Genomic DNA, 22,800 nt, shown 5'->3' with positions numbered 1-22,800 from the left:
GTGCAACATTGATATATGAGATATCAATCCTGCGCGAGTGCCCACACAGATTGTCTGACTAATTGTTAAAGAGCGTGCCACGATTTTTCTACCGTAGCGGGATGCGAATGATACGCTTCCCAGCATCTAAGTCAAGGGGATTTTGAAAATTTCTTCATAAATCCGATTTTGACTTAGAGTCTTCAGTCAAACCGGCGTTTTCAGCCGTTTGCCCTGTCGACGGAGGCGCATTATAGGGGGTTATTTTATCCTGACAAGCGCTATTATGGTGTTACAAACCCGTTTGTTCACAAAACCCCCAGCATGGACGATAAAGCCGTCAAACTGGGCATTTAGGGAGCATTTTATGGCGATTAAACCCTTTAACCACATCACCCCTGCGGTACCTGAAACCGCCTTCGTCGACGACAGCGCGGTTCTTTATGGCGATATCACTTTAGGCGAAGACACCAGTATCTGGCCTCTGGTCGCCGCCCGTGGCGATGTAAACCACATCCGCATCGGCGATCGAAGCAACGTTCAGGACGGTACCGTTCTGCACGTCACCCGCAAAGGGGAGTCCAATCCCGATGGCTATCCCCTGCTTATCGGCAAGGACGTGACCGTAGGCCATAAAGCAATGCTCCACGGCTGCACCATTGGGGATCGGGTGCTGGTGGGCATGGGCGCCATCGTTCTGGATGGCGCTATCATTGAAGACGACGTGATACTGGGTGCTGGCAGCCTGGTGCCTCCAGGTAAGACCCTGGAGTCAGGCTTTCTCTATGTGGGTAGTCCGGCCAAGCAAGCTCGCCCCCTGAATGACAAAGAGCGTGCTTTCCTGGCGGTTTCAGCCGAGAACTACGTGAAACTGAAGAATGAGTACCTAAACCAGGAATAGATATCAGATGGCCGGATGCTGTAGCCAGATCCGGCCCTGAGCATCAAAGTTCTCCTCTTCAATGAGGGTTTCCGCCTCGTCCTCGAGATCAAACCTGTGTTGTTCAAACGCCTGGATCGCCTGCTCCTGTGTGGTGATCTCGGTGTCTGCCAAGTGCGCCAACGCTGGCAGAGCAATAAAACACCCCACCTTTTGACTCGCCACCAACGCAGTGAAACTCAGGTGATGCTGCTGCATATCCACCTGAAGCTGATCATTAAACAGTATCTGCTGATTCATTTTGCCTCTCCCAGCTGGGCCATAAGCAGATCATAGACCTCATCCGTTGAGGGAGACACCCCCCGCCAAATCTCAAAGCTGACCGCCGCCTGCTCTACCAACATGCCCAATCCGGCCAGGTTGACATCTGCACCAGCGTCCGCGGCCCAGAGTTGGAATACCGTGGGTTTGTCTCCATAGGCCATGTCGTAACAGCATCCTCCATCCGCCAGCATCTCTGGCTTCAGGGGCGGCAGGGCCGCCGACAGCGATGCCGAGGTACCATTGATGATCAGATCAAAGGCGCCCTGGACCTCATCGAAGCCGCCCCCCTGAACCTGCCCCAGATGATGAAACAGCGCCGCCAACTCCCTCGCTTTGGCTGCGGTCCGGTTGGCGATCACCAGTTCGCCCACCTGGGCCGCCATCAGCTCAGGAATGACGCCGCGTACCGCTCCCCCGGCGCCAAGTACCAATACCCGCTTACCCGCCAGAGCCACCTTATGCTTGAGCAAATCCCTGACCAGCCCCTCACCATCGGTGTTATCACCGCACAATTTGTCCCCCTGCCAATGGAGGGTGTTCACCGCGCCAGCCAGGCGCGCGCGTTCACTCAATGAATCGCACAACGCTGCCGCCTGCTGCTTGAATGGCAGGGTCACGTTGGCTCCCTGGCCGCCGGCGCTCCGGAATTGATCGACCGACTCAGTAAAGCCATCCAGAGGTGCTAGAATCGCCTCATAGCTGAGCTGCTGCCCCGTCTGTTCGGCGAAGCGGGCATGAATCAGCGGCGATTTACTGTGTTTGATGGGATGACCGAATACGGCGTATCTGTCCATTGGCGTCGTCATCTGTAAGAGGGAAAGGAATGCTATCTGTTATACGCCGCCTGGTCGGCCGCAGGCAAGAGGCGGCTGAGCCCACCAGTGCTTATGAACTCATTGGGGGTGAGCCTGTGGTGCGCGCCATTGCCGACCGCTTCTACCTGTTGATGCAGGAGGAGCCGAGATATCAGCCTCTAAGACAACAGCACCCCGATGACCTGCAAGGCAGTGCCGACAAGCTGTTTATGTTTCTATCCGGCTGGCTGGGTGGCCCTCCCCTGTTCGAACAGGCCCATGGCCACCCCATGCTCAGGGCAAGACACCTGAGTTTCCGGGTTGATAAGGCGCAGAGAGACCAGTGGCTGGATTGCATGCGGCGGACACTGAATGACACGGTCAGTCACAAAGAGGGGCGTCAGACCATACTCAAAGCCCTAATCCCCCTTGCGGACCATATGCGCAATGTGAATGAGGACTAACTCAGCTCAGAGATCCAGTCACGTGGGCGCAGATAATCGCTGTACAGCTTCGCTTCTGCGCTCCCCTCCTGTGGCTGATACTGATATTCCCAGCGCACCAGCGGCGGCATGGACATCAGGATCGACTCGGTACGACCGCCGGACTGCAGCCCAAACAGGGTACCCCTGTCCCAAACCAGATTGAACTCCACGTAGCGGCCACGACGATACAGCTGGAACTGCCGCTGCTCTTCGGTATAAGGGGTGCCCTTACGACGGGCCACGATAGGAGCATAAGCTGGAATAAAGCCCTCTCCAACGGCTTTCATAAAGGCAAAGCTCTTCTCAAACCCGGGTTCATTAAGGTCATCAAAGAACAGGCCTCCGACCCCCCGGGTCTCGCCCCGATGCTTGAGGAAGAAATAGTCATCACACCACTTCTTGTACTTGGGGTAGATGTCATTGCCGAAAGGCAGGCACAGATTCCGGGCGGTGGTGTGCCAGTGCAGCACATCGTCATCCACAGGGTAGAAGGGAGTCAGGTCAAAGCCACCACCGAACCACCAGATAGGCTCCGCACCCTCTTTCTGAGCGATGAAGAAGCGTACGTTGGCGTGAGAAGTGGGCACATGCGGGTTTCTGGGGTGGATCACCAGGGAGACGCCCATGGCCTGAAAGTGGCACCCTTCCAGTTCAGGGCGCTGGGCAGTGGCAGACGCTGGCATGCGATCGCCAAACACATGGGAGAAGTTGACTCCCGCCTGCTCAAATACCTCGCCTTCGGCCAGGACCCGGCTGCGGCCACCGCCCCCCTGGGCTCGTTGCCACTCATCCTGGGCAAACTTTACCTTGCCGTCAGCCTGCTCCAGGCTGGCACAAATACTGTCCTGCAGCGCCAGCAAAAACTGACGCACCTGCTCAATCCGTTGTTCCATGGTTCCCTCGGTCGACGTTAGCCGGCGCGCAGAGTCTCGCCGGTGATGGCATTTCTGATGGTGGATGGGGCAAGAGATTCCCCGGTTTGACTGTCGACAACCCCGTCCAGCAGCCCTTCCAGAGCCAGTTGAACGTCTGAAACACTCCGGCCCGGCTCTTCACCGGTCAGGTTGGCGCTGGTAGATACCAGAGGCTTGCCGAACAGGCGGGCCAGTTCAGCCGCCTGGACGTGGCCGGTTACCCGAACCGCCACAGATTGAAATTGGCCGGTAATCCACTTAGGGATACCGGGTTTGGCCGGAATCACCCAGGTATAGGGGCCAGGCCAGCTGTCCAATACCCGCTGTCGCTGGGCATCGGTGAGGGCATCAAAATCCACATAGGGGCTAAGCTGGTCGACATCCGCCGCCAGCAAGATCAGCCCCTTCTCAACCGGACGCTGCTTTATGGACAGTAAGCGCATTACCGCATCCCCGTTGTCGGGGTCGCAACCCAGGCCAAACACCGCTTCAGTGGCATAGGCAATCACGCCACCATCGGCCATCATCTCGGCCCCTTGCTTGGGGGTAATGCACTTACTCATGAATTAGCGGCCCAGCTTTTCCTGCAGAGCAGCATCCTTGGCCATAACAGCCTCGGCGTTCTTCTGACGATCTGCCTTAACGCGCTCAGCCATCTCTTCGCTGGCAACCGCCAGCATCTGAGCGGCCAGGTAACCGGCATTCTTGGCACCGGCTTTACCGATGGCCACCGCGGCTACAGGCACGCCACCAGGCATCATCACGGTGGAGAGCAGTGCGTCATGGCCCTGAAGTGGACCAGCATCGATAGGTACACCGATGACAGGGCGGGTGGTGATACCGGCTACGGCACCAGCCAGATGAGCGGCCAGGCCTGCAGCACAGATGAACACCTTACAACCGCGCTCTTCGGCATCCTTCACATAGGCGTGAGTCGCCGCGGGGGTGCGGTGTGCGGAGGTCACCTTGACTTCGAAGTGAATGTCAAAGCTCTTGAGGACGTCCAGAGTGGACTGCATTACGGGCAGATCGGAATCTGACCCCATGAGTACAGCAACAAAGGGTGTGGTCATTGTGGTACTTCCTTTTTATACCGTTTTATTATGGGTAGGGTACTTCGCGAGCGATTATATCGCTTTGCCCCGATATTTACAGGTTCGTTGAGGACAAATTAATCTCATTTCGCCGCGGAGACGCTTCTCCACCAGGATGCCCCAGCCACAATCCGGGCAGTTTTCCGCGTGCGGCGGGGCATTAACCACATATTTACATTTAGGGTAGTTGCTGCAGCCATAGAAAGGTTTTCCCGAACGACCACTTCGGTGAACCAGATGTCCCTTGCCGCAGTCGGGGCACACCACCTCAGAGTCCTCCTCCTCCTCACGGACGATGAAATCGCACTCCGGATAGCCGGTGCAGCCGATGTAGATGCCGTAACGGCCGGACTTCAACGCCAGGGGACGTTCACACTGGGGACAGGGCTGATCCTCCATCACTTCGATGATGCCCACCTCCTTGTGACTCAGCGGTCTGCTGTAGTCACAGGCGGGGTAGCTTTGACATCCAAGAAACTGGCCACGCTTGCCGTTGAGAATATGCAGTTCGGACCCGCACTGGGGGCAAACCTCGTACTCCCGCTCCAGGGCATGCTCATGGGCATTGAACAAACCGTCATCAATTCTACTCACGTCACACTTTTCCGCTCAAAAAATGAACAATCATCGACACACCTAGGGTGACTGAATATAGTACCAGTGCCCAAGGCAGGGGGCACGGTGTTTACCCTGAATTGGCTTCTGAAACCTCATTTAGATCTGTATGCAAACTTTTGTAGAGGAGTATCTGGTGATGAAATTGAAGAGTGTCTCTCTTTGTCTTGCCGCGGCAACCCTGCTGTTTGGCTGCGCCGGCACCCAGGAGAACGCCCCGACTGTCACCACCAACTCCGTGGATCTCTCCCTGGCGAACCGCGGCGACGCCAGTGTCATCAATGATAACCAACTGGCCCGCAGCATTGCTGCCGTCTCAGCCATGGCCGCCGACCCCATCAGCAACCGCCAAGCCCTGTTCAACCAGCTTCAGTACCTGCGCGCCTACAGTTACTTTGCCGATGTTGACCTTATGGATGATGCGCAGATTGAGCAGCTGCATCAGGGAATCATCACTCTGGGACAATCTCTGGACCGCCGCACTCCCGAGCTGCTCGAGCAATGGGGCGTGTTGGTGTATCGCTACTATCGTCAGGATGGCATGGGCCAGGACCTGGACTCTCTCCCTGAACTGATGGCAAGCCAGTTGGCCTCTTTTGAACAGACTGGCAGCGGTTCCGCCATCCAGGATTACGCCCTCTGGGAGCTACTCCGCGGTGCCGGCATGCTGCTCGAGTCAGTCCGCCGTGTACCAGACAGCCCCCTGAAGGAGCAGTTGCTGGAGAGCGATCTGGACAGCGCCCTGCTGAGCTTTGCCGCCAGCAAGGGCGCTCAGCGCCCTTCCGGTGACTGGGCCCAGCAAAATGCTTACTGGGCACTGGCCATGTGGCAGCTTAATCAGCCTGAAGAGATTCGACTGCTGACTGAGCAGCGTGTGGCCCAGGTGGCCCGAGACGACCAGAAGGTGCGGGGTGAAGACGCTGGCCAGGCCTTTACCATGGGCTTTCTGGTGAATGCCTTCCTGGGTCAGCAAGCCTGCACCCAGGACTATGGTGATCTGTGCACCCTGCCGAAAGAGGAAGAGGTTCTGCCCATAGAACACCACTGTTCCGACAGCCTCTACATTCGAGCTCAGGACCTGACCCTGGAGGAGCTGGAGCAGACCTGCAACCGCCTCACCTCACAGGAGCAGGACTTCCATATGTTGCTGGCCACCAACCAGCAGCCGGTGGCCAACGACCACAACGACGCCCTCAAGGTGGTGGTCTTCGAGAACTGGAGCCAGTACAACGCCTATGGGCAGTTGCTCTATGACATCAATACCGACAACGGCGGCATGTACATCGAAGGCAATCCGGATGAGCAGAGCAATCAGGCTACCTTCTATGCTTACCGCGCCTGGTGGAAGGAAGAGTTCCAGGTCTGGAACCTGAACCATGAGTACATTCACTATCTGGATGGCCGTTTCGTCAAGTACGGCGGGTTTGGCCACTTTCCGGAAAAGATGGTGTGGTGGGCCGAGGGGATGGCTGAGTATGTCTCCAAAGGACGGGACAACGACCAGGCCCTGACCCTGGCCCGAGACTACGGCGTCGGCAGCTGGCCCTCACTGGAGGAGATCTTCTCCACCCACTACCACGACGGTCTGGATCGCACCTACCGTTGGAGCTACCTGGCTGTGCGCTACTTCTGTGAAAATGACCGGGAGGCATTGCAGGCACTGGGGCGCTCTCTGAAGCAAAACGACTTCAGCTCCTATGATGAGGCCCTGCTGGCCTTCGCCGAAGAGAATCAGGAAGGGTTCAATGAGTGGCTCAGCACCCTGGTGGATGCCATGCCCCAGGAAACCGTTCCCATGCAGCTGGCCGCCACTCCTGTGCCTCGCAAAGAGAACCGCTACAGCTACCGAGATTACCTCAAGCCAGCACACCTGGCTCGAAGCGACGCTCATCTGCACCTGTAATACAGACAAATAAAAAGAGGGCTCCTGTGGCCCTCCCCTTCCGACGGCGGCGCTAAGGTGCCGCTTTCTTGTTCTGGCTTAGTGGATCATCCCCTCGGGCTCTTCGAACACCAGGTCCTCCATCTGACGATAGGCACCTTCGTTGCCGGGGGCGTTAAACAACACCATCAGAACCACCCATTTGAGATCGTCCAGGCTCAGGGGCTCGCCATCGAGCTCCATCACACGGTCGATCACCATCTCCCGGGTCTCTCCACTCAGCACCTGGATCTGCTCCAGGAACAGCAGGAACCCGCGACAGGCGGTGTCCAGTCGGATCTGCTCCGCTTCTGTGTAGACGCGAAGACTGTGGTTGGGGTTAGTGTACAGATAGGGCTGGTCGGTACCTTCCTGCAACGCCGCCAGCTTCTCAATCCAGATTAATGCCTTGCCAATCTCCTCTGATTTAAAACCCGCACGACTTAGCTCTTCCGTCAGCTCTTCGCGATCCAACAACAACTCAACATCGCTTTGGACATAGGTCTCGAACAGGTACATCAGTATGTCGAACATGCGCTACCCTCCCCTAAGCCGGATGTAACCGCCGGGCACTTGCGTGACCCGACCCTCTAACTCCAGTAACAACAGTTGCTCTAGCACAACATCTACTGGCAAATCGCTCCGAGCCACCACTACATCTACTGGAGTGGCCTCATAGCCCACACTATCCAACAACCCGGGCAAAGGCAACTCCGGTGCCTGGGAGCTCACTTTAGGCTGAGGCCGCCGTGGCAGTTGCGGCATCAGCTCCTCAAAGATATCGACCGGGGCAGAGACCAGTTTGGCACCCTGCTGAATCAAAAAATGACATCCCTGGGCCTGAGGGTTGTCCACCGAACCTGGCACAGCAAACACCTCCCTGCCCTGTTCGGCCGCCAGACGGGCGGTGATCAGGGACCCGGACTTCAGTCCGGCTTCCACCACCAGTGTGGCATGGCACAGGCCGCTGACCACCCGGTTGCGCCGCGGAAAGCACCCCTTGTGGGGCCGCATGTCTGGCCAGAAGGTGGACACCACCGCGCCCTGCTCAGCAATCTCATTTTGCAACTGGTTATGGATACGAGGATAGCAACGACTCAGACCACAACCTGTCACCGCCACCGTTTTGCCCCCCTCAAGGGCCCCCCGGTGGGCGGCACCATCAATCCCCTCCGCCAGGCCGCTGACGATCACCCAGCCCTCAGCGGCCAGCTCCCGACACCACATCCGGGTTCGCTCCAGCGCAGCCGGGGTGGCCCGGCGACTGCCCACCACCGCCAGCGCAGGCCCCGCCAACAGCGCCGGATCTCCCCGAACAAACAGCAAAAGAGGCGGATCGGCTATTTGTCTGAGCGCCTCGGGATACCCGGGGTGGTCCAGAGGCAGGATCTGTCGATTCTCGCCCTCGGCCCAAGCCAGGGCGAGATCCAGCCGCCGCCGGTCTGGGTAGGCCAGGGCTTGGGTGAAGTGCTGGTGTCCACCGGGCAGATCCCCGGACAGGGCCCACTGACGCAGGATCTCTACCGGCGCAACCTCCAGCAGGGACAACTTGGCCCCCAGCCCCAGGCCTCTGGCCAGCTCCAGGGCCAGCCAGTCGGTTACAGAGGACGCCATCGCCCCTCCGGGGTCACGGCCCTATCGGCCATCTGCAGGGAAGACCCGGCCCGGATGACCAGAGCCAGGCACACCCGCTCATAGCAGCGCACCACCATCATTTCCCCACGTACCAGCCGGGCTTCAGCCCTGGGACTGTGCACCGCCGTCAACAGCTGGCCGGGCTTGAGCAGTTCACTTCGCCCCAGATACACCAACTCCCCCGGCCCCACCTCACTGGCCTGATTCGGTGCCGCCACCAGGGGCAGCTCAGTGCCGGGCGCCGCCGGCTCCAGTGGGAAGATAAGGGGCTGAGCTTCTATGGTGGACAGCGCATAGAGCAACTCGCCAGGGGAAACCTCACGCAGGCTGTGTATCAGCTTGAGGTGGCCCGCCTCGTCCGCCACCCCAGTGGCCGCCAGCACCATCTCCTCACCAAGCAATACACCGCTGTCGGGGTCGATGAGGCTTTGACGGTGACTGAACACGCCAAACTCTCCACCAACCGCCAGCGGCCGGGTCAGGTAGAGGGTGTCTCCGGCGACAAACCTCAGGGAGTTGCGGCTGCCGGACTCCACCAGCGGCGCCTGAGCCAGGGCCACAGGACTGAGTACCGCCACATGATCCAACAGGGGGCCGAGCATGGTCCTGTCCAGGATCGGCAGAGGGGAGGAGGAATCACTCCCTCTCTGGTGCCTCAGCACCGGCGCCCCATTTTCCAGAGTCACCAACAGGCGATCGCCGGGGTAGATAAGGTGCGGGTTGGCAATGGCCGGATTGACCCGCCACAACCTGGGCCAAAGCCAGGGATCATCCAGGTAGAGACCTGAGATGCCCCAAAGGGTATCTCCTTGTTTTACCGTATATATATTCGGGGCCCCGGTGCGAAGAGACAAAGCTGTCGCCCACCCGGGTATGGCGAGGATAAGGAAAAGCATCAGAAGAGTTCGGCGCATTCAACATCCTTGTCGACCTATAACCGTTTCGCCTGTGCCTGTTCATGACCTCGGCAAACAGTTAAAATTGAGCCAATGACAACCTAAGTATAATCAGGTTGAGTGTTTTTACAGATTTGAAGACGAGAGAACCATGGCTACTTTGCAAGTCCTGCGTTTCCCGGACGAGCGCCTGAGAACGGTTGCCAAACCGGTGACCGAATTTGATGGCAACCTCCAGCAACTGATTGATGACATGCTGGAAACTATGTACGAGGAGAAGGGTATCGGCCTGGCAGCCACCCAGGTAGATCGCCACGTACAGGTGATCGTAATGGATCACTCCGAAGACAAGTCTGCTCCCATGGTGTTCATCAACCCAGAGCTGAGCAATCAGAGCGGCTCCTTCACCAACGAAGAGGGCTGCCTGTCTGTGCCTGGCGTCTATGCCAAGGTCGACCGTCATGAGACCGTGACCATCAAGGCACTGGACCGGGAAGGCACCCCCTTCACCATCGACGCCAATGAGCTGCTCTCCATCTGCATTCAGCACGAGATGGACCACCTCAACGGCAAGCTGTTTGTGGACTACCTATCCCCGTTGAAACGCCAGCGCATCCGTCAGAAGCTGGAAAAACAAGCCCGACTGGATGCCCGCCACGCCTAGGAGACGGCCTTGAATCCCCTGAAGATTGTGTTTGCCGGTACGCCGGATTTTGCCGCGCGTCACCTGGATGCGCTGATCCAGAGCGACCACCAGGTGGTGGCCGTCTACTCCCAGCCCGACCGCCCTGCCGGCCGAGGCAAGAAGCTGACCGCCAGCCCGGTTAAAACCCTGGCACTCGAGCACGACATCCCGGTGTATCAGCCCAAGTCCCTCCGGCAGGAGGAGGCTCAGCTGGAGCTGGCTGCCCTGGATTTCGACCTCATGGTGGTGGTGGCTTACGGCCTGATCCTGCCCAAGGTGGTGTTGGATACCCCAAGACTCGGTTGCATCAATGTCCACGGTAGCCTGCTGCCCCGTTGGCGCGGTGCCGCCCCCATCCAGCGCTCCATCTGGGCCGGCGATGAGGTAACCGGGGTGACTATCATGCAGATGGACGAAGGTCTGGATACCGGCGACATGCTGCACAAGGTGGAGTTGCCCATCGAAGCCAGCGACACCTCGGCGGCCCTCTATGACAAGCTGGCGGTACTGGGTCCCCAGGGACTGCTGGAAGCGCTGAGTCAAATCGCCGCCGGCAGCGCCAAGGCAGAGGTGCAGGATGACAGCCAGGCCAACTACGCCGAAAAACTATCCAAGGAGGAGGCGCGCATCGACTGGACCCGGAGTGCCGAGTTCATCGAGCGCTGTGTCCGCGCCTTCAACCCCTGGCCAGTCAGCCACTTTGAAGCTGGGGACAACAGTCTGAAGCTTTGGCAGGCCAGCGTGGTCGAGGGCAACAGCAGTCAGCCCGGCACCATCATTCAGGCCGACAAACAGGGTCTGGTGATCAATTGTGGCGACAAGGCTCTGAAGCTGGAAACCATCCAGTTGCCCGGCAAGAAAGCCATGGCCGCTACCGACGTCTTGAACGCCCGCAAGGAGTGGTTCGAAACCGGGACTCAGCTGTCATGAACAAACGCAATACGCGCGCCCAGGCCGCCTGGGTCATTGAGCAGGTGATCGACAAGGGCCAGTCTCTGGCCACCTGCCTGCCTCAGGCTCAACAGCACCTTGCCAACCCCAAGGATAAGGGGCTGCTGGCGGAGATCTGTTACGGCGTGATGCGCCAGTTGCCGGTACTGGATAGCCAGGTACTGGCCTGTCTGGATAACCCCCTCAAAGGCAAAAAGCGCATCATCCACTGTCTGCTGCTGGCCGGGCTGTATCAGCTCAAGCACATGAGGGTAAAACAGCACGCCGCCGTCACCGAAACCGTGGAAGCCACCCGGCAACTCAAGGCCGGTGGCCTTTCCGGCCTAGTCAACGGGGTGATGCGCCGCTTCTGCCGCGAGCTGGAGCAGGTGCAGCAGCAGCGTTTCGAGGACGACAGCCGTACCTACCTGCACTCCCGCTGGTTCATCGAGCGGGTACGTCACGCCTACCCAGAAGGTTGGCAGCAGATCCTCGATGCCAACAATCAGCACCCTCCCCTGTGGCTGCGCAACAACGCCAGCCAGCAGACCCGGGCAACATTCCTCGACACTCTGGAGGAGCAGGGGATCAACGCAGTCGCCGGTCAAAGCCCCAATGCCCTGCGCCTGACCCAGGGGATGGACGTCACCAAGCTCCCCGGTTTCGACCAGGGCAGTGTGTCCGTGCAGGATCACTCGGCCCAATGGTCTGCCTACCTGCTCGACCCCCGTCCCGGTGAACGGGTACTGGATGCCTGTGCCGCCCCGGGGGGCAAGACCTGCCACCTGATGGAGTATCAGCCACAGCTGGACGAAGTGGTGGCCCTGGATATCGACCAGAACCGTCTTGATCGGGTGCAGCAGAACCTGGATCGTCTCGGCCTGACCGCTACCCTGGTGGCCGGAGACGGTGCCGACCCCGACAGCTGGTGGGATGGGCGCCAGTTCGACCGCATCCTGCTGGACGCCCCCTGCTCCGCCACCGGAGTGATTCGCCGCAACCCGGACAGCAAATGGCTGCGTCGGGAGAGCGACATCGACGCCCTGGCCGAGCTGCAACAGCGCATCCTTCACGCCTGCTGGAGAATGCTCAAGCCTGGAGGCACCCTGGTGTACGCCACCTGCTCCATACTTCCTGAAGAAAATGTGAATCAGATCAAGACATTTCTTCAGCAGGTGCCGGATGCTATGCTGCTTAGCATAAATCCGGAAGACACCAGTGACCAACCTGGCTGGCAATTGCTGCCCCGCCCCGACGGCGGTGACGGCTTCTACTACGCCAGAATGACCAAGAAGCACTGAATTAGCAGATGAAGATCATCATTCTCGGAGCCGGCCAGGTGGGCGGCACGCTGGCCGAAAACCTGGTTGGCGAAAACAACGACATCACCATAGTCGACAACGACCAGGTCACCCTGCGCTCTTTGCAGGATAAGTACGACCTGCGGGTGGTTCATGGTCACGCAGCCCACCCAGGTGTACTGCATGAAGCAGGCGCGGAGGACGCGGACATGCTGATTGCGGTGACCAACTCCGACGAAACCAACATGGTGGCCTGCCACCTGGCCTACACCCTCTACGGCACGCCGACCAAGATCGCCCGCATCCGCTCAGAGCAGTTTATGGCTCGCCAAGACGCTCTGTTTCAGCGCAGCGGCCAGGGCAACGACTGCCGGGGGCGCTTCTTCATCGATGAACTGATCGCCCCGGAGCAGTTGGTGACCCACTACATTCGCCGCCTGATTGAGTACCCGGGAGCCCTGCAGGTGGTGGAGTTCGCCGAAGGCCGGGTCAGCCTGGTGGCAGTAAAGGCCTACTATGGCGGCCCTCTGGTGGGGAACGCCCTCTCGGCGTTGCGGGAGCATATGCCCAACATCGACACCCGGGTCGCCGCCATCTTCCGTCAGGGGCGCCCCATTCTGCCTCGGGGCACCACGGTGATCGAAGCGGATGATGAGGTGTTCTTCGTCGCCGACTCCAAGCACATCCGAGCGGTGATGAGTGAGATGCAGGAGCTGGAGTCCAGCTACCGTCACATCATGATTGCCGGCGGCGGCAATATCGGTTTCGGCCTGGCCAAGGCCCTGGAACCCTACCATGAAGTAAAACTCATTGAGCGCAATGGCGAGCGTGCATCCGCCCTGTCGGAGTGGCTGGATTCCACCACGGTATTCCATGGCGACGCCTCAGATCAGGAGTTGCTCAATGAGGAGCAGATCAACCAGACCGATGTATTTATTGCCGTCACCAACGACGATGAAGCCAACATCATGTCCGCCCTGCTGGCCAAGCGCCTGGGCGCCAAAAAGGTGATGGTGCTGATTCAGAGGGAAGCCTACGTGGACCTGGTGAAGGACGCCAACATCGACATCGCCATCTCCCCTCAACAGGCCACCATCAGCTCACTGCTGACCCATGTGCGCCAGGGAGACATCACCAACGTCTACTCCCTGAGGGGCGGAGCCACAGAAGCCATCGAAGCTGTGGCCCATGGAGATGAGAACACCTCCAAGGTGGTGGGCAAGCAGATTCAGGACATCAAACTGCCCCCGGGCACCACCATTGGTGCCGTTGTCCGCAAGGAACAGGTACTGATCGCGCACGATCGCACCGTCATCGAGGCGGACGACCATGTGATCATGTTCCTGGTGGATAAGAAGTACATCACGGAAGTCGAGAAACTGTTCCAGCCCAGCGCGCTGTTTATCTAGACTTTAATCATGATCAATATCAGGCCACTCTCCTTCCTGCTGGGGCTCTTTCTGGCGGTGGTTGCCGGATTGATGCTGGTCCCGGCAGGAGTGTCTCTCTATCACGGTGAAGGACTGGCCGAGGACTTCTTTAAATCCGCTTCCCTGACCGCCATCGCCGCCCTGATGGCGGTCAGCAGTGGCTACCGAAGTCATCTGACCCTGAGCACCAGGGATCTCTACCTGTTCACCACCCTGACCTGGATCATCGTATCCATGTTTGCGGCGCTGCCCTTTACCTTCTACCACGGCATCAGCTACACCGACGCCTTCTTCGAGACCATGTCGGGAATCACCACCACAGGCTCTACGGTACTGTCCGGGCTGGATGACACCGCCTGGTCCATCCTGATCTGGCGCTCGCTGTTGCAGTGGCTGGGAGGCATCGGATTCATTGTGATGGGGGTGGCCATCTTCCCCATGCTGAACGTCGGCGGCATGCGGCTGTTTCGCACCGAATCCTCCGACTGGTCCGATAAATGGATGCCACGCACCCAGCTGATTGGCCGGGGTCTGGTGAAGGTCTACCTGCTTCTCACCGTCCTGTGCTGCATCGGCTATCTGCTGGCAGGCATGACCCCGTTCGAAGCGATAAACCACGCCATGACCACCCTGTCCACCGGCGGCTACTCCACCACCGACAGCTCCATGACCCACTTCAGCACCCTGGCCCACTGGAACGGCACCCTGTTTATGTTCCTCGGCGGCCTGCCGATGCTGATCTACCTGCAGATGGTGCATATGCGTTCCTTCAGCGTCTGGAACGATCAACAGGTGAAGGGGTACCTGAGTTTCGTGGTACTGGCCTCCCTGGCTCTGGGCTGGTGGCTGAGCAACGAGCAGCAGTTGCCCTTCTTCGACGCCCTCACCCTGGCCAGCTTCAACCTGGTGTCCGTGGTCACCACCACCGGCTTTGCCTCCACCGACTACAGTGCCTGGGGGCCGGCAGCCTGGGTGATCTTCTTCTTCCTGATGTTTGTGGGCGCCTGTTCCGGCTCCACGTCCGGCGCCATCAAGATCTTCCGCTTCCAGTTGGCCGGAGCCATCCTGCACAAGGCGCTGAAGCAACAGATTCACCCGTCGGCACTGTTTCCCCAGCGCTATAACCGGCGCACCATCAGCGAAGACATTGTCCGCTCGCTGGTGAGCTTCTCCATCCTGTTTATCGCCACCATCATAGTGCTGGCCCTGTTCCTGGTACTGGTGGGGGTGGATCCTGTGTCCAGCCTGACGGGCTCCATTACTGCGGTCACCAATGTGGGGCCGGGACTGGGAGAGGTGATTGGCCCGGCTGGCAACTTTGCCAGCCTGCCGGATTCGGCCAAGTGGGCACTCAGCCTGGGAATGTTGCTGGGAAGGCTGGAGATCATCACGGTGGCCGTGCTGTTCCTGCCCTCCTTCTGGCGTTACTAAGGGTACCAGCGCCCTTTAGGCACTTAGCCCGCCAAGGTGATCAGGTGGCGGCCATAGGCCTTCACATCCTCCCAGTCGGTGTAATCGATCACCGAATTCTTATCCGTGGGACCGTCGGTCATCTTCATGATCATCTGAATCATCAGGGTGTCCAGGGTTCCCCAGGAAGGGTAATCCACCTTACCGGCAATCACCTTCAGGTCCTGAGGCTTCCAGGGAGACAGCTCCAGGAACTTCTGCATGTAGCGATTGCCCTCTACCGTGGATTTCTCCGGTGTCCGCGCCACCACAGACAGGTTAAAGAAGCTGTTGGGCTTCGCCTGAATCAGCTCCTTATGATCGGCCACGAACTGCATAAAGCGCTTATCGTAATTGCCGTAGAGAACGGGTGCCCCCAGGACCACGGCATCATAGCTGTCCCAGGCCACCGGCTCATGAGTCGCCTCGACGATATCCATCATGTCGCATTGGTGCCCCTGCTCACGGACAGTATCCATGATCACTCTGGCTACCCGTGCGGTGTGTCCACCACGGCTCATATACAAAATTAAAAAACGCTTCACTTGGCCTCCGCCTTTATGGGCAAATCTCGACTAATGGATGATATAGGTCTGCCCACCTTCGCATCTATGGAGGAAGATCACACTTTTTTAAGGAGAATTTGTAAGAATTGGTTGAATCGGGATCTAGCACTGCTTAACAAAACGCCGCGTTCGGATTAATATTAGTCTCTTCTAAAGCCGAGGTAGATTATGGCACTGACAATTGACCTGGAGAATATGACAACGAACGCTCAGGAAGCGTCGAAGTTGTTAAAGACCATAGCCAACCCACACCGGCTGATGCTGCTGTGCCTGATCGGCAAGCAGGAGCTGACCGTGGGAGAGTTGAACGAGCAGGTACCCCTGAGCCAATCAGCCCTGTCTCAGCATCTGGCCGTGCTACGCAATGAAGGTCTAGTGAAGACCCGAAAGGAAGCGCAGCTGGTTTGGTACAGCCTGGACAGCAAAGAGGTCGAAGCGATCATCAACCTGCTGTACGACCTGTACTGCGGCGCCGAACAGTAATCCCTCCCGTAGCCCACCCTGTGGTTACCGGAGCGGATTGCTCCTCCTCTATTCGCCAGCCACCCTATCAGCGAACGCCTCTACTCTGCCCCAGTCGGTAAACTCCCGCACCGTCGACGGTTTCGTTGGTCCCTTGGTGATCCACATGATGAAACGGATGATGTTGCGGTCCCAGAACCCCAGTGCCGGGTAGTTCAGTGAACCGGCAAATACATCCAGCAGCTGAGGCTGCCAGGGCACCATCTTCAGAAACTTGGCCACATAGGGATTGGTGTCGGCACTGTTCTTCTCCGGCTTGCGTGCCACCAGGTTGACCGAGAAGAAGGCACTGCGCTTATGCTCCAGCATCCCCTGATTGGCCTTAACGAAATCGATGACCGAAGGGCGGTACTTGCCGTATCGGATGCTGGCCCCTATCACCAGGGTATCGAAGCCGCTCATCTCCTTCGGTGGATGATCGATCTCCGCCAGTTGCACCTGGTTTTCCGTGGCCTGCAGCCGTGACTGCATCCGTTGGGCTATCTTGCGGGTCTGGCCGTCCACGGTGGAGTAGAGAATCAGTATCCGCCTCACAACCTCTCCTTAGGGTCTGTTGACCTCTCGTGACTATCTTTGCGCCAAAACTTCACCACCGAAGGCCAACGCACCCTAGCTCTTCCAGAATGCCGGAGTAAACAGCACCAGCAGGGTAAAGATCTCCAGTCGGCCAAACAGCATGGCCAACACCAGAATCCATTTGGCAACGTCGCCAACATCACCGTAATGAGACGACACCGCGCCCAGGCCCGGGCCCAGATTATTGAGACAGGCCGCCGTGGCACTGAAGGCGGTGATGTCGTCCAGTCCAGTGGCCAACAGCGCCACCAGGCAGATGGCAAACACCAGGGCATAAGCCGCAAAGAAACCCCACACCGCATCGATAACCCGGTCCGGCACCGCCTTGTTATTCAGGCGGATGGAGAACATCGCCCTGGGATGGACCAGACGCTTGAGTTCACGGCCGCCCTGCAGCAGCAACAGAATAAAGCGCACCACCTTCATGCCACCGCCCGTGGAGCCGGCACAGCCCCCCACAAAGCTGGAAAGAATCAGCAGCACCGGCAGGAACAGCGGCCACTCGGAGAAGCTGTGGGTACCAAAACCGGCGGTGGTGGAGATGGAGACCGCCTGGAACAGGGCATAATCCAGGGTCGATTCCGGCGAATCGTAGATGCCACTGTCCAGCAGCACCATAAAGCAGAGCAGGGTCAGGATCAGCTGAAACAGCAGGAACACCCGCACTTCCGCATCACACCAGTAGTTCTTCAGATTGATGCCGCGACGGCTGAAAGCACCGAAGTGGAGGCTGAAATTCACCCCGGCGATCAGCAGGAACACCACACAGATGGTGTTGATCAGCTGGCTGTCAAAGGCGCCCATGGAGTCGTCGTAGCTGGAGAAACCACCGATGGAAACGGTGGAGAAGCTGTGCCCCAGGGCATCGAACGGGGTCATCCCCGCCAACCAGTATGCGCCGGCACAGGCCAGGGTCAGTGCCAGGTAGATGTACCACAACGCCTTGGCGGTCTCGGCGATGCGGGGGGTCATCTTGTTGTCCTTGACCGGCCCTGGGGTTTCGCAGCGATAGAGCTGCATGCCGCCAATGCCCAGCATCGGCAGTACTGCCACCGCCAGTACAATGATCCCCATGCCACCCAGCCACTGCAGCAGATGACGATAGAAGAGTATCGCCTTGGGCAGGTCCTCCAGGCCGGTGATCACCGTTGCCCCCGTTGTGGTCAGGGCGGAAAAGGCTTCGAAGAAGGCATTGGTGACCGTCAGGTCCGGCTCTGAGGAGAGCAGGAAGGGGATGGCCGCAATGGACCCCAGCACCGTCCAGAACAGCACCACGATCAAGAACCCTTCACGGGCCTTGAGCTCCTCCCTGGTATTGCGGTTCGGATACCAGGCAATCAGCCCTATCACCAGGCTGATCACCAGCGCCTGCATGAAGGTAGCACCCTCTCCATCCTTGTAGATAACGGCAACCAGGGCCGGTGGCACCATGGTGAGGCTAAAAAGCATCACCAACAGGCCGATGATTCGAATTATCGATCGATATTGCATCAGTGTGTCAGCTGTTCTTGTCCGGGGTCAGTCCCACTCAACCTGCAGTCGGCCCTGACTACTCTGGGCCAGTTGTAAAGCGAAGCGCTGCCTCTGTTCCTCGGGCAACGCCAGGCTATAAGTTACTTGCTGTTCAAAATCTTGGGAAATAATTTTGCCATCAAAGTGACCCAGCCAATGTTCCAGGGTGGGTTGATCGGCGTAATCCACCCTGATTCTGCCCTGCACCATGGGCACAAAGGCACAGGTGGGTAAGGTGTCCAGGGCCAGCTTTACCCCACCAGAGTAAGCACGTACTAACCCGCCAACCCCCAGTTTGGTGCCGCCGTAGTAGCGGATCACCACCACCGCCAACTGGCCCACGTCGGCGCCCAACACCACATTGAGCATGGGGCGCCCGGCGCTTCCCGCCGGTTCGCCATCGTCACTGGCTCCGATGTCCCTGGTATCCCCAGGGGGGCCCGCATTAAATGCCAGGCAGTGATGGCTGGCCTCCGGGTGCAGCTCACGGGCCCGTTGTTGCAGCTCACGGGCCTGTTTGCCCTCGGTGACATGGGCCACCCAGGTGATAAAGCGGCTGCGCTTAATCACCTCCTCCACCTCATAAAAGCGGGCGGGCACCTGAAATCCGGCGCTCATCAGGCCAGCCCAAGATCCCGGGTCAGGTTTTCGATTCGGTCGCCATGGACCACCACATCGTCTTCGATGCGGATGCCGCCATAGGGGCGCAGTTCATCGATCACCGAGGTGTTGAGCATCCCCTTGGCGCTGTCGTTCAGGCCACTGAGCAGGGAATCGATGACATAGAGGCCGGGCTCAATGGTCAGCACCATGCCGGGCTCCAACACCCTGGTGCAGCGCAGGGCCGGATGGGCATCCGGTGCCGCCAGGTGGGTGCCCTGCTCGTCCCGCATGAAGCCGCCCACATCGTGTACCTGCAGGCCAATCTGGTGACCCAGACCATGGGGGAAGAAAGCCGCGGTCACCCCTTCGGCGATCAGGGCTTCGGCTGAGCCTGTGGCCAGCTCAAACCGGCTCAACAGCTGGGCCACCCGCTGGTGCATATCCAGGTGCAGTTCGGTATAAGCCATCCCCGGCCTGATGGTGTCGATGATCGCCAACTGCTGCTCATTCATGGCCGCTACCAGCTCGGCAAAACGGCTGCCTGGCTCAAAGGCGTAGGTCCGGGTAATGTCGGACGCATAGCCGTGGAAGCTGGCGCCGGCATCCAGCAGGAAGCTGCGCATCTGCTTCGGCGCAACCCGCTCCAGGGCGGTGTAATGCAGGATGGCGCTGTTCTCATTGAGGGCAACGATGTTGCCGTAGGGCACCTCGTTTTCCCCCTGGGCGGTGGCGCTCAGGTAGGCCAACTGAATGTCGAACTCACTCTTCTGACCGAAGAAGGCATCACGGGCCGCCTCATGGCCGCATACGGCGATCTCACTGGCAATGCGCATGCAGGCCAGCTCATAGTCGGTCTTATAGGCACGGTGGTAGTGCAGATAGTCCATCACCGGCTGAGGGTTCACCTCTCCCATACCCCATTGACTCGCCAGCTCGGCGGGCTCGCCAATAAAGGCATAGGCGGACAGGTTGTCGGGCAACAAGGCTCTCGCCTGTTCCGGTTTCTCTATCACCTTGATGTCAAACGCATCGGTCCAGAATCCCTGAGGCAGCGGCGGTACCTTGTGCCAGAAGTCCACCGGACGGTAGAACAGCAGGGTCGGCCTCTCTGAAGGACGAATCAGCAACACACAGTGAGGGTTGTCGGTCACCGGCACCCAGTGTTTGAAATGGGGGTTCGCCTTGAACGGGTAATCCATGTCATCCAGGAAGATTCTCTGGGGCACACCGGCGTGTATCACCAACCCCTGCAGCCCTTCCCTGTCCAGCAGGGTTTCTGTGCGTCGGGTCAGGGTGGCCAGGTGATCCTGATAGAGGGGAGCGAAACGGTCCATGACTCTCTCTGTTGTTGTGATTGTGATCTGTGGCGGCAGTGTAACACAGTCCCCGTGGCAGCTCAGGAACTGAGCAGCCACAGATATCAAACAGGTGTTTTAAATAGGTGTTGCAATTTACTGTGACGCAGGACACACTTTGAGTAATCGGTCACCAAATCGGACGTGACCCCCCGCGGTAAAAAGGAAACCAAGCATGATTTATCAAAGCAGCACCATTAAGGTCAGCTGGCTGGAGCCCGGTATCGCCAACCTCTGTTTCGACGCTGAGGGTTCAGTGAACAAGTTCGACCGAACTACACTGAACGATTTCGATCAGGCCCTCACCGCACTGCAGCAGGAATCTGGCCTAAAGGGGCTGGTGGTCAGCAGCGGCAAGGATGTCTTTATCGTTGGCGCCGACATCACCGAATTCCTCGGCCTGTTTGCCGAGTCGGAAGAGGTTCTCGGCAACTGGCTGGTGGAAGCCAACGCCATCTTCAACAAACTGGAAGACCTTCCGGTACCCACAGTGGCGGCGATCCGCGGCTTCGCCCTGGGTGGTGGTTGTGAAGCGATTCTGGCCTGTGACCTGAGGGTGGGCGACATCAGTGCCCGCATCGGGCTACCGGAAACCAAGCTGGGGATCATCCCGGGTTTTGGCGGCACCGTCCGTCTTCCCCGCATCATCGGTGCCGACAATGCCATGGAGTGGATCACCACGGGTCAGGAAAACCGTGCCGATGCCGCCCTGAAGGTCGGCGTGCTGGACGCGGTCACCTCGCCCGAGAAGCTGATGGAATCCGCCGTTAAGATGGTGCAACAATCCATCGAAGGCGGCATCGACTGGCTGGCGCGCCGCCAGCGTAAGCAATCCCCGCTGAACCTGTCCAAGATTGAGGCCGCCATGTCCTTCACCACCGCCAAAGGGATGGTGGCCATGAAGGCCGGACCTCACTACCCTGCCCCACACGCCGCGGTAAAACTGCTCGAGCAGGTAGCTGGCTGTGGCCGTGCCGAAGCCCTTCAGGGCGAAGCAGCCGCCTTCATCAAGCTGGCCAAGAGCGACGTTGCCCAGGCCCTGGTGGGCATCTTCCTCAACGACCAGTATGTAAAGGGCAAAGCCAAGAAAGCAGGCAAACAGGCTCGTCCAGTCAACAGTGCCGCCGTGCTGGGTGCCGGCATCATGGGTGGCGGCATAGCCTACCAGTCTGCCCGCAAAGGGGTGCCTGCGGTGATGAAGGATATCGCCCAGCCCGCCCTGGAACTGGGTCTCAACGAAGCCTCCAAGCTGCTGGCCAAGCAAGTGGAGCGTGGCCGCATGAAGCCTGCCCAGATGGCCGGTGTCCTCAACAACATCGTCCCCAGCCTGGACTACTCCGCCATCAAGCACGCCGACGTCGTCGTGGAAGCGGTGGTGGAGAATCCCAAGGTGAAGGGGATCGTGCTGGCGGAGGCGGAGGAGATTCTGCGTGATGATGCGGTGCTGACCTCCAACACCTCCACCATCTCCATCAATGCCCTGGCCAAGAATCTGAAACGCCCTGAGAACTTCTGCGGCATGCACTTCTTCAATCCGGTGCATCGCATGCCCCTGGTGGAGATCATCCGTGGCGAGCACAGCAGCGAAGAGACCGTCTCCACTGTGGTGGCCTACGCCGCCAAGATGGGCAAGACCCCCATCGTCGTGAACGACTGCCCCGGCTTCTTCGTCAACCGGGTGCTGTTCCCCTACTTCTTCGGCTTCAACCTGTTGCTGCGCGACGGCGCCGATTTCCAGCAGGTGGACAAGGTAATGAGCAAGCAGTTTGGCTGGCCCATGGGCCCCGCCTACCTGTTGGATGTCGTCGGCATCGATACCGCCCACCATGCGGTGGCGGTGATGGCCGAAGGCTTCCCCACCCGCATGAGCAAGACCTTCCGCGACGCCGTGGACATCATGTTCGAGGCGGAGCGCTTCGGCCAGAAGAACGGCAAGGGCTTCTATCAGTACGCCCCTGACCGCAAGGGCAAGCCTAAGAAGAGCGTGGACGAGTTCACCATTGCCGCCCTCAAGGAGGCCTATGGCGACACCAAGGCGTTTGAGGCGGAGGAGATCATCGCCCGCACCATGATCCCCATGATCAATGAAACCGTGCGCTGCCTCGAAGAGGGCATTGTGGCCACCCCGGCAGAAGCGGACATGGCCCTGGTCTACGGCATCGGTTTCCCTCCCTTCCACGGTGGCGTCTTCCGCTACCTGGATACCCTGGGGCTGGACAAGTTCGTGGCCATGGCTGATCGCTTTGCTCACCTGGGCGAGATGTACCAGGTTACCGACAAACTGCGCGAGATGGCCGCCGCCGGCGACCGTTTCTACCCCGCTAAATAAGGAGA

At 59.0% G+C, this 22,800-nt stretch carries 24 protein-coding genes; 10 read left to right on the top strand and 14 right to left on the bottom strand.

Going from position 1 to position 22,800, the window contains the following annotated elements; all coding sequences use genetic code 11:
* Nucleotides 1-346 precede the first annotated feature (346 nt).
* Nucleotides 347-880, top strand: a complete 534-nt coding sequence (locus ACN0RV_RS16785; RefSeq protein WP_417349383.1) for a gamma carbonic anhydrase family protein — start codon at nt 347-349, stop codon at nt 878-880.
* A 3-nt stretch (nt 881-883) separates the two neighbouring features.
* On the opposite strand, the gene ACN0RV_RS16780 is transcribed toward ACN0RV_RS16785, so the two are convergent.
* Both ACN0RV_RS16780 and aroE read right to left on the bottom strand, forming a co-directional pair.
* Complete coding sequence (locus ACN0RV_RS16780) at nt 884-1,159, bottom strand: DUF1488 domain-containing protein (RefSeq protein ID WP_417349381.1); 276 nt, start codon at nt 1,157-1,159, stop codon at nt 884-886.
* Complete coding sequence (gene aroE / locus ACN0RV_RS16775) at nt 1,156-1,977, bottom strand: shikimate dehydrogenase (protein ID WP_417349380.1); 822 nt, start codon at nt 1,975-1,977, stop codon at nt 1,156-1,158. Before aroE ends, ACN0RV_RS16780 begins: the two co-directional genes overlap by 4 nt.
* Nucleotides 1,978-2,006: 29 nt before the next feature.
* Between aroE and ACN0RV_RS16770 the strand changes: the two genes are divergently transcribed.
* Nucleotides 2,007-2,441, top strand: coding sequence for a group II truncated hemoglobin (locus tag ACN0RV_RS16770; RefSeq protein ID WP_417349378.1), 435 nt, complete (start codon nt 2,007-2,009; stop codon nt 2,439-2,441).
* Here ACN0RV_RS16770 and hemF read toward each other — a convergent pair.
* From hemF to ACN0RV_RS16750, 4 genes are read right to left on the bottom strand one after another with little or no spacing between them, the layout of a single operon-like run.
* Entirely contained in the window at nt 2,438-3,355 is a 918-nt protein-coding gene (gene hemF, locus ACN0RV_RS16765; protein WP_417349376.1) for an oxygen-dependent coproporphyrinogen oxidase, read from the bottom strand. The genes ACN0RV_RS16770 and hemF overlap by 4 nt on opposite strands.
* Nucleotides 3,356-3,372: 17 nt before the next feature.
* Nucleotides 3,373-3,939 carry a Sua5/YciO/YrdC/YwlC family protein gene (locus ACN0RV_RS16760; RefSeq protein ID WP_417349374.1) on the bottom strand — a complete coding sequence of 189 codons (567 nt, stop codon included), beginning with the start codon at nt 3,937-3,939 and terminating at the stop codon, nt 3,373-3,375.
* A gap of 3 nt (nt 3,940-3,942) precedes the next feature.
* On the bottom strand, nt 3,943-4,449 hold the full coding sequence (purE, locus tag ACN0RV_RS16755) for a 5-(carboxyamino)imidazole ribonucleotide mutase (RefSeq protein ID WP_136854400.1): 507 nt from the start codon (nt 4,447-4,449) through the stop codon (nt 3,943-3,945).
* Between the two features lie 54 nt (nt 4,450-4,503).
* Nucleotides 4,504-5,064: a topoisomerase DNA-binding C4 zinc finger domain-containing protein gene (locus tag ACN0RV_RS16750; protein WP_417349372.1), complete on the bottom strand. Its 561-nt coding sequence runs from the start codon at nt 5,062-5,064 to the stop codon at nt 4,504-4,506.
* Nucleotides 5,065-5,224: 160 nt separating this feature from the next.
* On the opposite strand from ACN0RV_RS16750, the gene ACN0RV_RS16745 reads away from it, so the two are divergent.
* Nucleotides 5,225-6,988, top strand: a complete 1,764-nt coding sequence (locus ACN0RV_RS16745) for a collagenase (RefSeq protein WP_417349386.1) — start codon at nt 5,225-5,227, stop codon at nt 6,986-6,988.
* A 78-nt stretch (nt 6,989-7,066) separates the two neighbouring features.
* On the opposite strand, the gene ACN0RV_RS16740 is transcribed toward ACN0RV_RS16745, so the two are convergent.
* Genes ACN0RV_RS16740 through ACN0RV_RS16730 form a run of 3 tightly spaced genes read right to left on the bottom strand, consistent with a single transcriptional unit; the run spans nt 7,067 to nt 9,555 of the window.
* Nucleotides 7,067-7,540, bottom strand: coding sequence for a DUF494 family protein (locus ACN0RV_RS16740; protein ID WP_417349370.1), 474 nt, complete (start codon nt 7,538-7,540; stop codon nt 7,067-7,069).
* Between the two features lie 3 nt (nt 7,541-7,543).
* Nucleotides 7,544-8,620 (bottom strand): DNA-processing protein DprA, encoded by a 1,077-nt coding sequence (gene dprA / locus ACN0RV_RS16735; RefSeq protein ID WP_417349368.1) that lies wholly within the window; start codon nt 8,618-8,620, stop codon nt 7,544-7,546.
* On the bottom strand, nt 8,605-9,555 hold the full coding sequence (locus ACN0RV_RS16730) for a LysM peptidoglycan-binding domain-containing protein (protein ID WP_417349366.1): 951 nt from the start codon (nt 9,553-9,555) through the stop codon (nt 8,605-8,607). Before ACN0RV_RS16730 ends, dprA begins: the two co-directional genes overlap by 16 nt.
* 133 nt (nt 9,556-9,688) lie before the next feature.
* Here ACN0RV_RS16730 and def point away from each other — a divergent pair, with 133 nt between their 5' ends.
* Genes def through ACN0RV_RS16705 form a run of 5 tightly spaced genes read left to right on the top strand, consistent with a single transcriptional unit; the run spans nt 9,689 to nt 15,314 of the window.
* Complete coding sequence (gene def / locus ACN0RV_RS16725; RefSeq protein WP_417349364.1) at nt 9,689-10,201, top strand: peptide deformylase; 513 nt, start codon at nt 9,689-9,691, stop codon at nt 10,199-10,201.
* 9 nt (nt 10,202-10,210) lie between these two features.
* A complete protein-coding gene (gene fmt, locus ACN0RV_RS16720) occupies nt 10,211-11,152 on the top strand; it encodes a methionyl-tRNA formyltransferase (RefSeq protein WP_417349362.1) in 942 nt (313 codons plus the stop codon).
* Complete coding sequence (rsmB, locus tag ACN0RV_RS16715) at nt 11,149-12,453, top strand: 16S rRNA (cytosine(967)-C(5))-methyltransferase RsmB (protein ID WP_417349360.1); 1,305 nt, start codon at nt 11,149-11,151, stop codon at nt 12,451-12,453. Before fmt ends, rsmB begins: the two co-directional genes overlap by 4 nt.
* Nucleotides 12,454-12,461: 8 nt before the next feature.
* Nucleotides 12,462-13,862, top strand: a complete 1,401-nt coding sequence (trkA, locus tag ACN0RV_RS16710) for a Trk system potassium transporter TrkA (protein ID WP_028110338.1) — start codon at nt 12,462-12,464, stop codon at nt 13,860-13,862.
* 9 nt (nt 13,863-13,871) lie between these two features.
* Nucleotides 13,872-15,314 carry a TrkH family potassium uptake protein gene (locus ACN0RV_RS16705; RefSeq protein WP_417349358.1) on the top strand — a complete coding sequence of 481 codons (1,443 nt, stop codon included), beginning with the start codon at nt 13,872-13,874 and terminating at the stop codon, nt 15,312-15,314.
* A 23-nt stretch (nt 15,315-15,337) separates the two neighbouring features.
* Here ACN0RV_RS16705 and hemG (ACN0RV_RS16700) read toward each other — a convergent pair whose 3' ends face one another.
* Nucleotides 15,338-15,877 carry a menaquinone-dependent protoporphyrinogen IX dehydrogenase gene (gene hemG / locus ACN0RV_RS16700; protein WP_417349356.1) on the bottom strand — a complete coding sequence of 180 codons (540 nt, stop codon included), beginning with the start codon at nt 15,875-15,877 and terminating at the stop codon, nt 15,338-15,340.
* 189 nt (nt 15,878-16,066) lie between these two features.
* On the opposite strand from hemG (ACN0RV_RS16700), the gene ACN0RV_RS16695 reads away from it, so the two are divergent.
* Nucleotides 16,067-16,381: an ArsR/SmtB family transcription factor gene (locus ACN0RV_RS16695; RefSeq protein ID WP_084644024.1), complete on the top strand. Its 315-nt coding sequence runs from the start codon at nt 16,067-16,069 to the stop codon at nt 16,379-16,381.
* A 48-nt stretch (nt 16,382-16,429) separates the two neighbouring features.
* On the opposite strand, the gene hemG (ACN0RV_RS16690) is transcribed toward ACN0RV_RS16695, so the two are convergent.
* From hemG (ACN0RV_RS16690) to pepQ, 4 genes are all read right to left on the bottom strand, one after another.
* Entirely contained in the window at nt 16,430-16,954 is a 525-nt protein-coding gene (gene hemG, locus ACN0RV_RS16690) for a menaquinone-dependent protoporphyrinogen IX dehydrogenase (RefSeq protein ID WP_417349354.1), read from the bottom strand.
* A gap of 75 nt (nt 16,955-17,029) precedes the next feature.
* Nucleotides 17,030-18,487: a TrkH family potassium uptake protein gene (locus tag ACN0RV_RS16685; RefSeq protein ID WP_417349352.1), complete on the bottom strand. Its 1,458-nt coding sequence runs from the start codon at nt 18,485-18,487 to the stop codon at nt 17,030-17,032.
* Between the two features lie 27 nt (nt 18,488-18,514).
* Nucleotides 18,515-19,126, bottom strand: coding sequence for a YigZ family protein (locus ACN0RV_RS16680; protein ID WP_417349350.1), 612 nt, complete (start codon nt 19,124-19,126; stop codon nt 18,515-18,517).
* Entirely contained in the window at nt 19,126-20,445 is a 1,320-nt protein-coding gene (pepQ, locus tag ACN0RV_RS16675) for a Xaa-Pro dipeptidase (protein WP_417349348.1), read from the bottom strand. The genes ACN0RV_RS16680 and pepQ overlap by 1 nt, the downstream gene beginning before the upstream one ends.
* A gap of 196 nt (nt 20,446-20,641) precedes the next feature.
* Between pepQ and fadB the strand changes: the two genes are divergently transcribed.
* Nucleotides 20,642-22,795 carry a fatty acid oxidation complex subunit alpha FadB gene (fadB, locus tag ACN0RV_RS16670; RefSeq protein WP_417349346.1) on the top strand — a complete coding sequence of 718 codons (2,154 nt, stop codon included), beginning with the start codon at nt 20,642-20,644 and terminating at the stop codon, nt 22,793-22,795.
* Nucleotides 22,796-22,800 lie beyond the last annotated feature (5 nt).

Origin of the sequence: Ferrimonas sp., from assembly GCF_048263965.1 — a bacterium.
In the GTDB taxonomy this organism is placed as follows: Bacteria; Pseudomonadota; Gammaproteobacteria; order Enterobacterales; family Shewanellaceae; genus Ferrimonas.
This window is presented reverse-complemented; position numbering and strand designations above follow the sequence as displayed.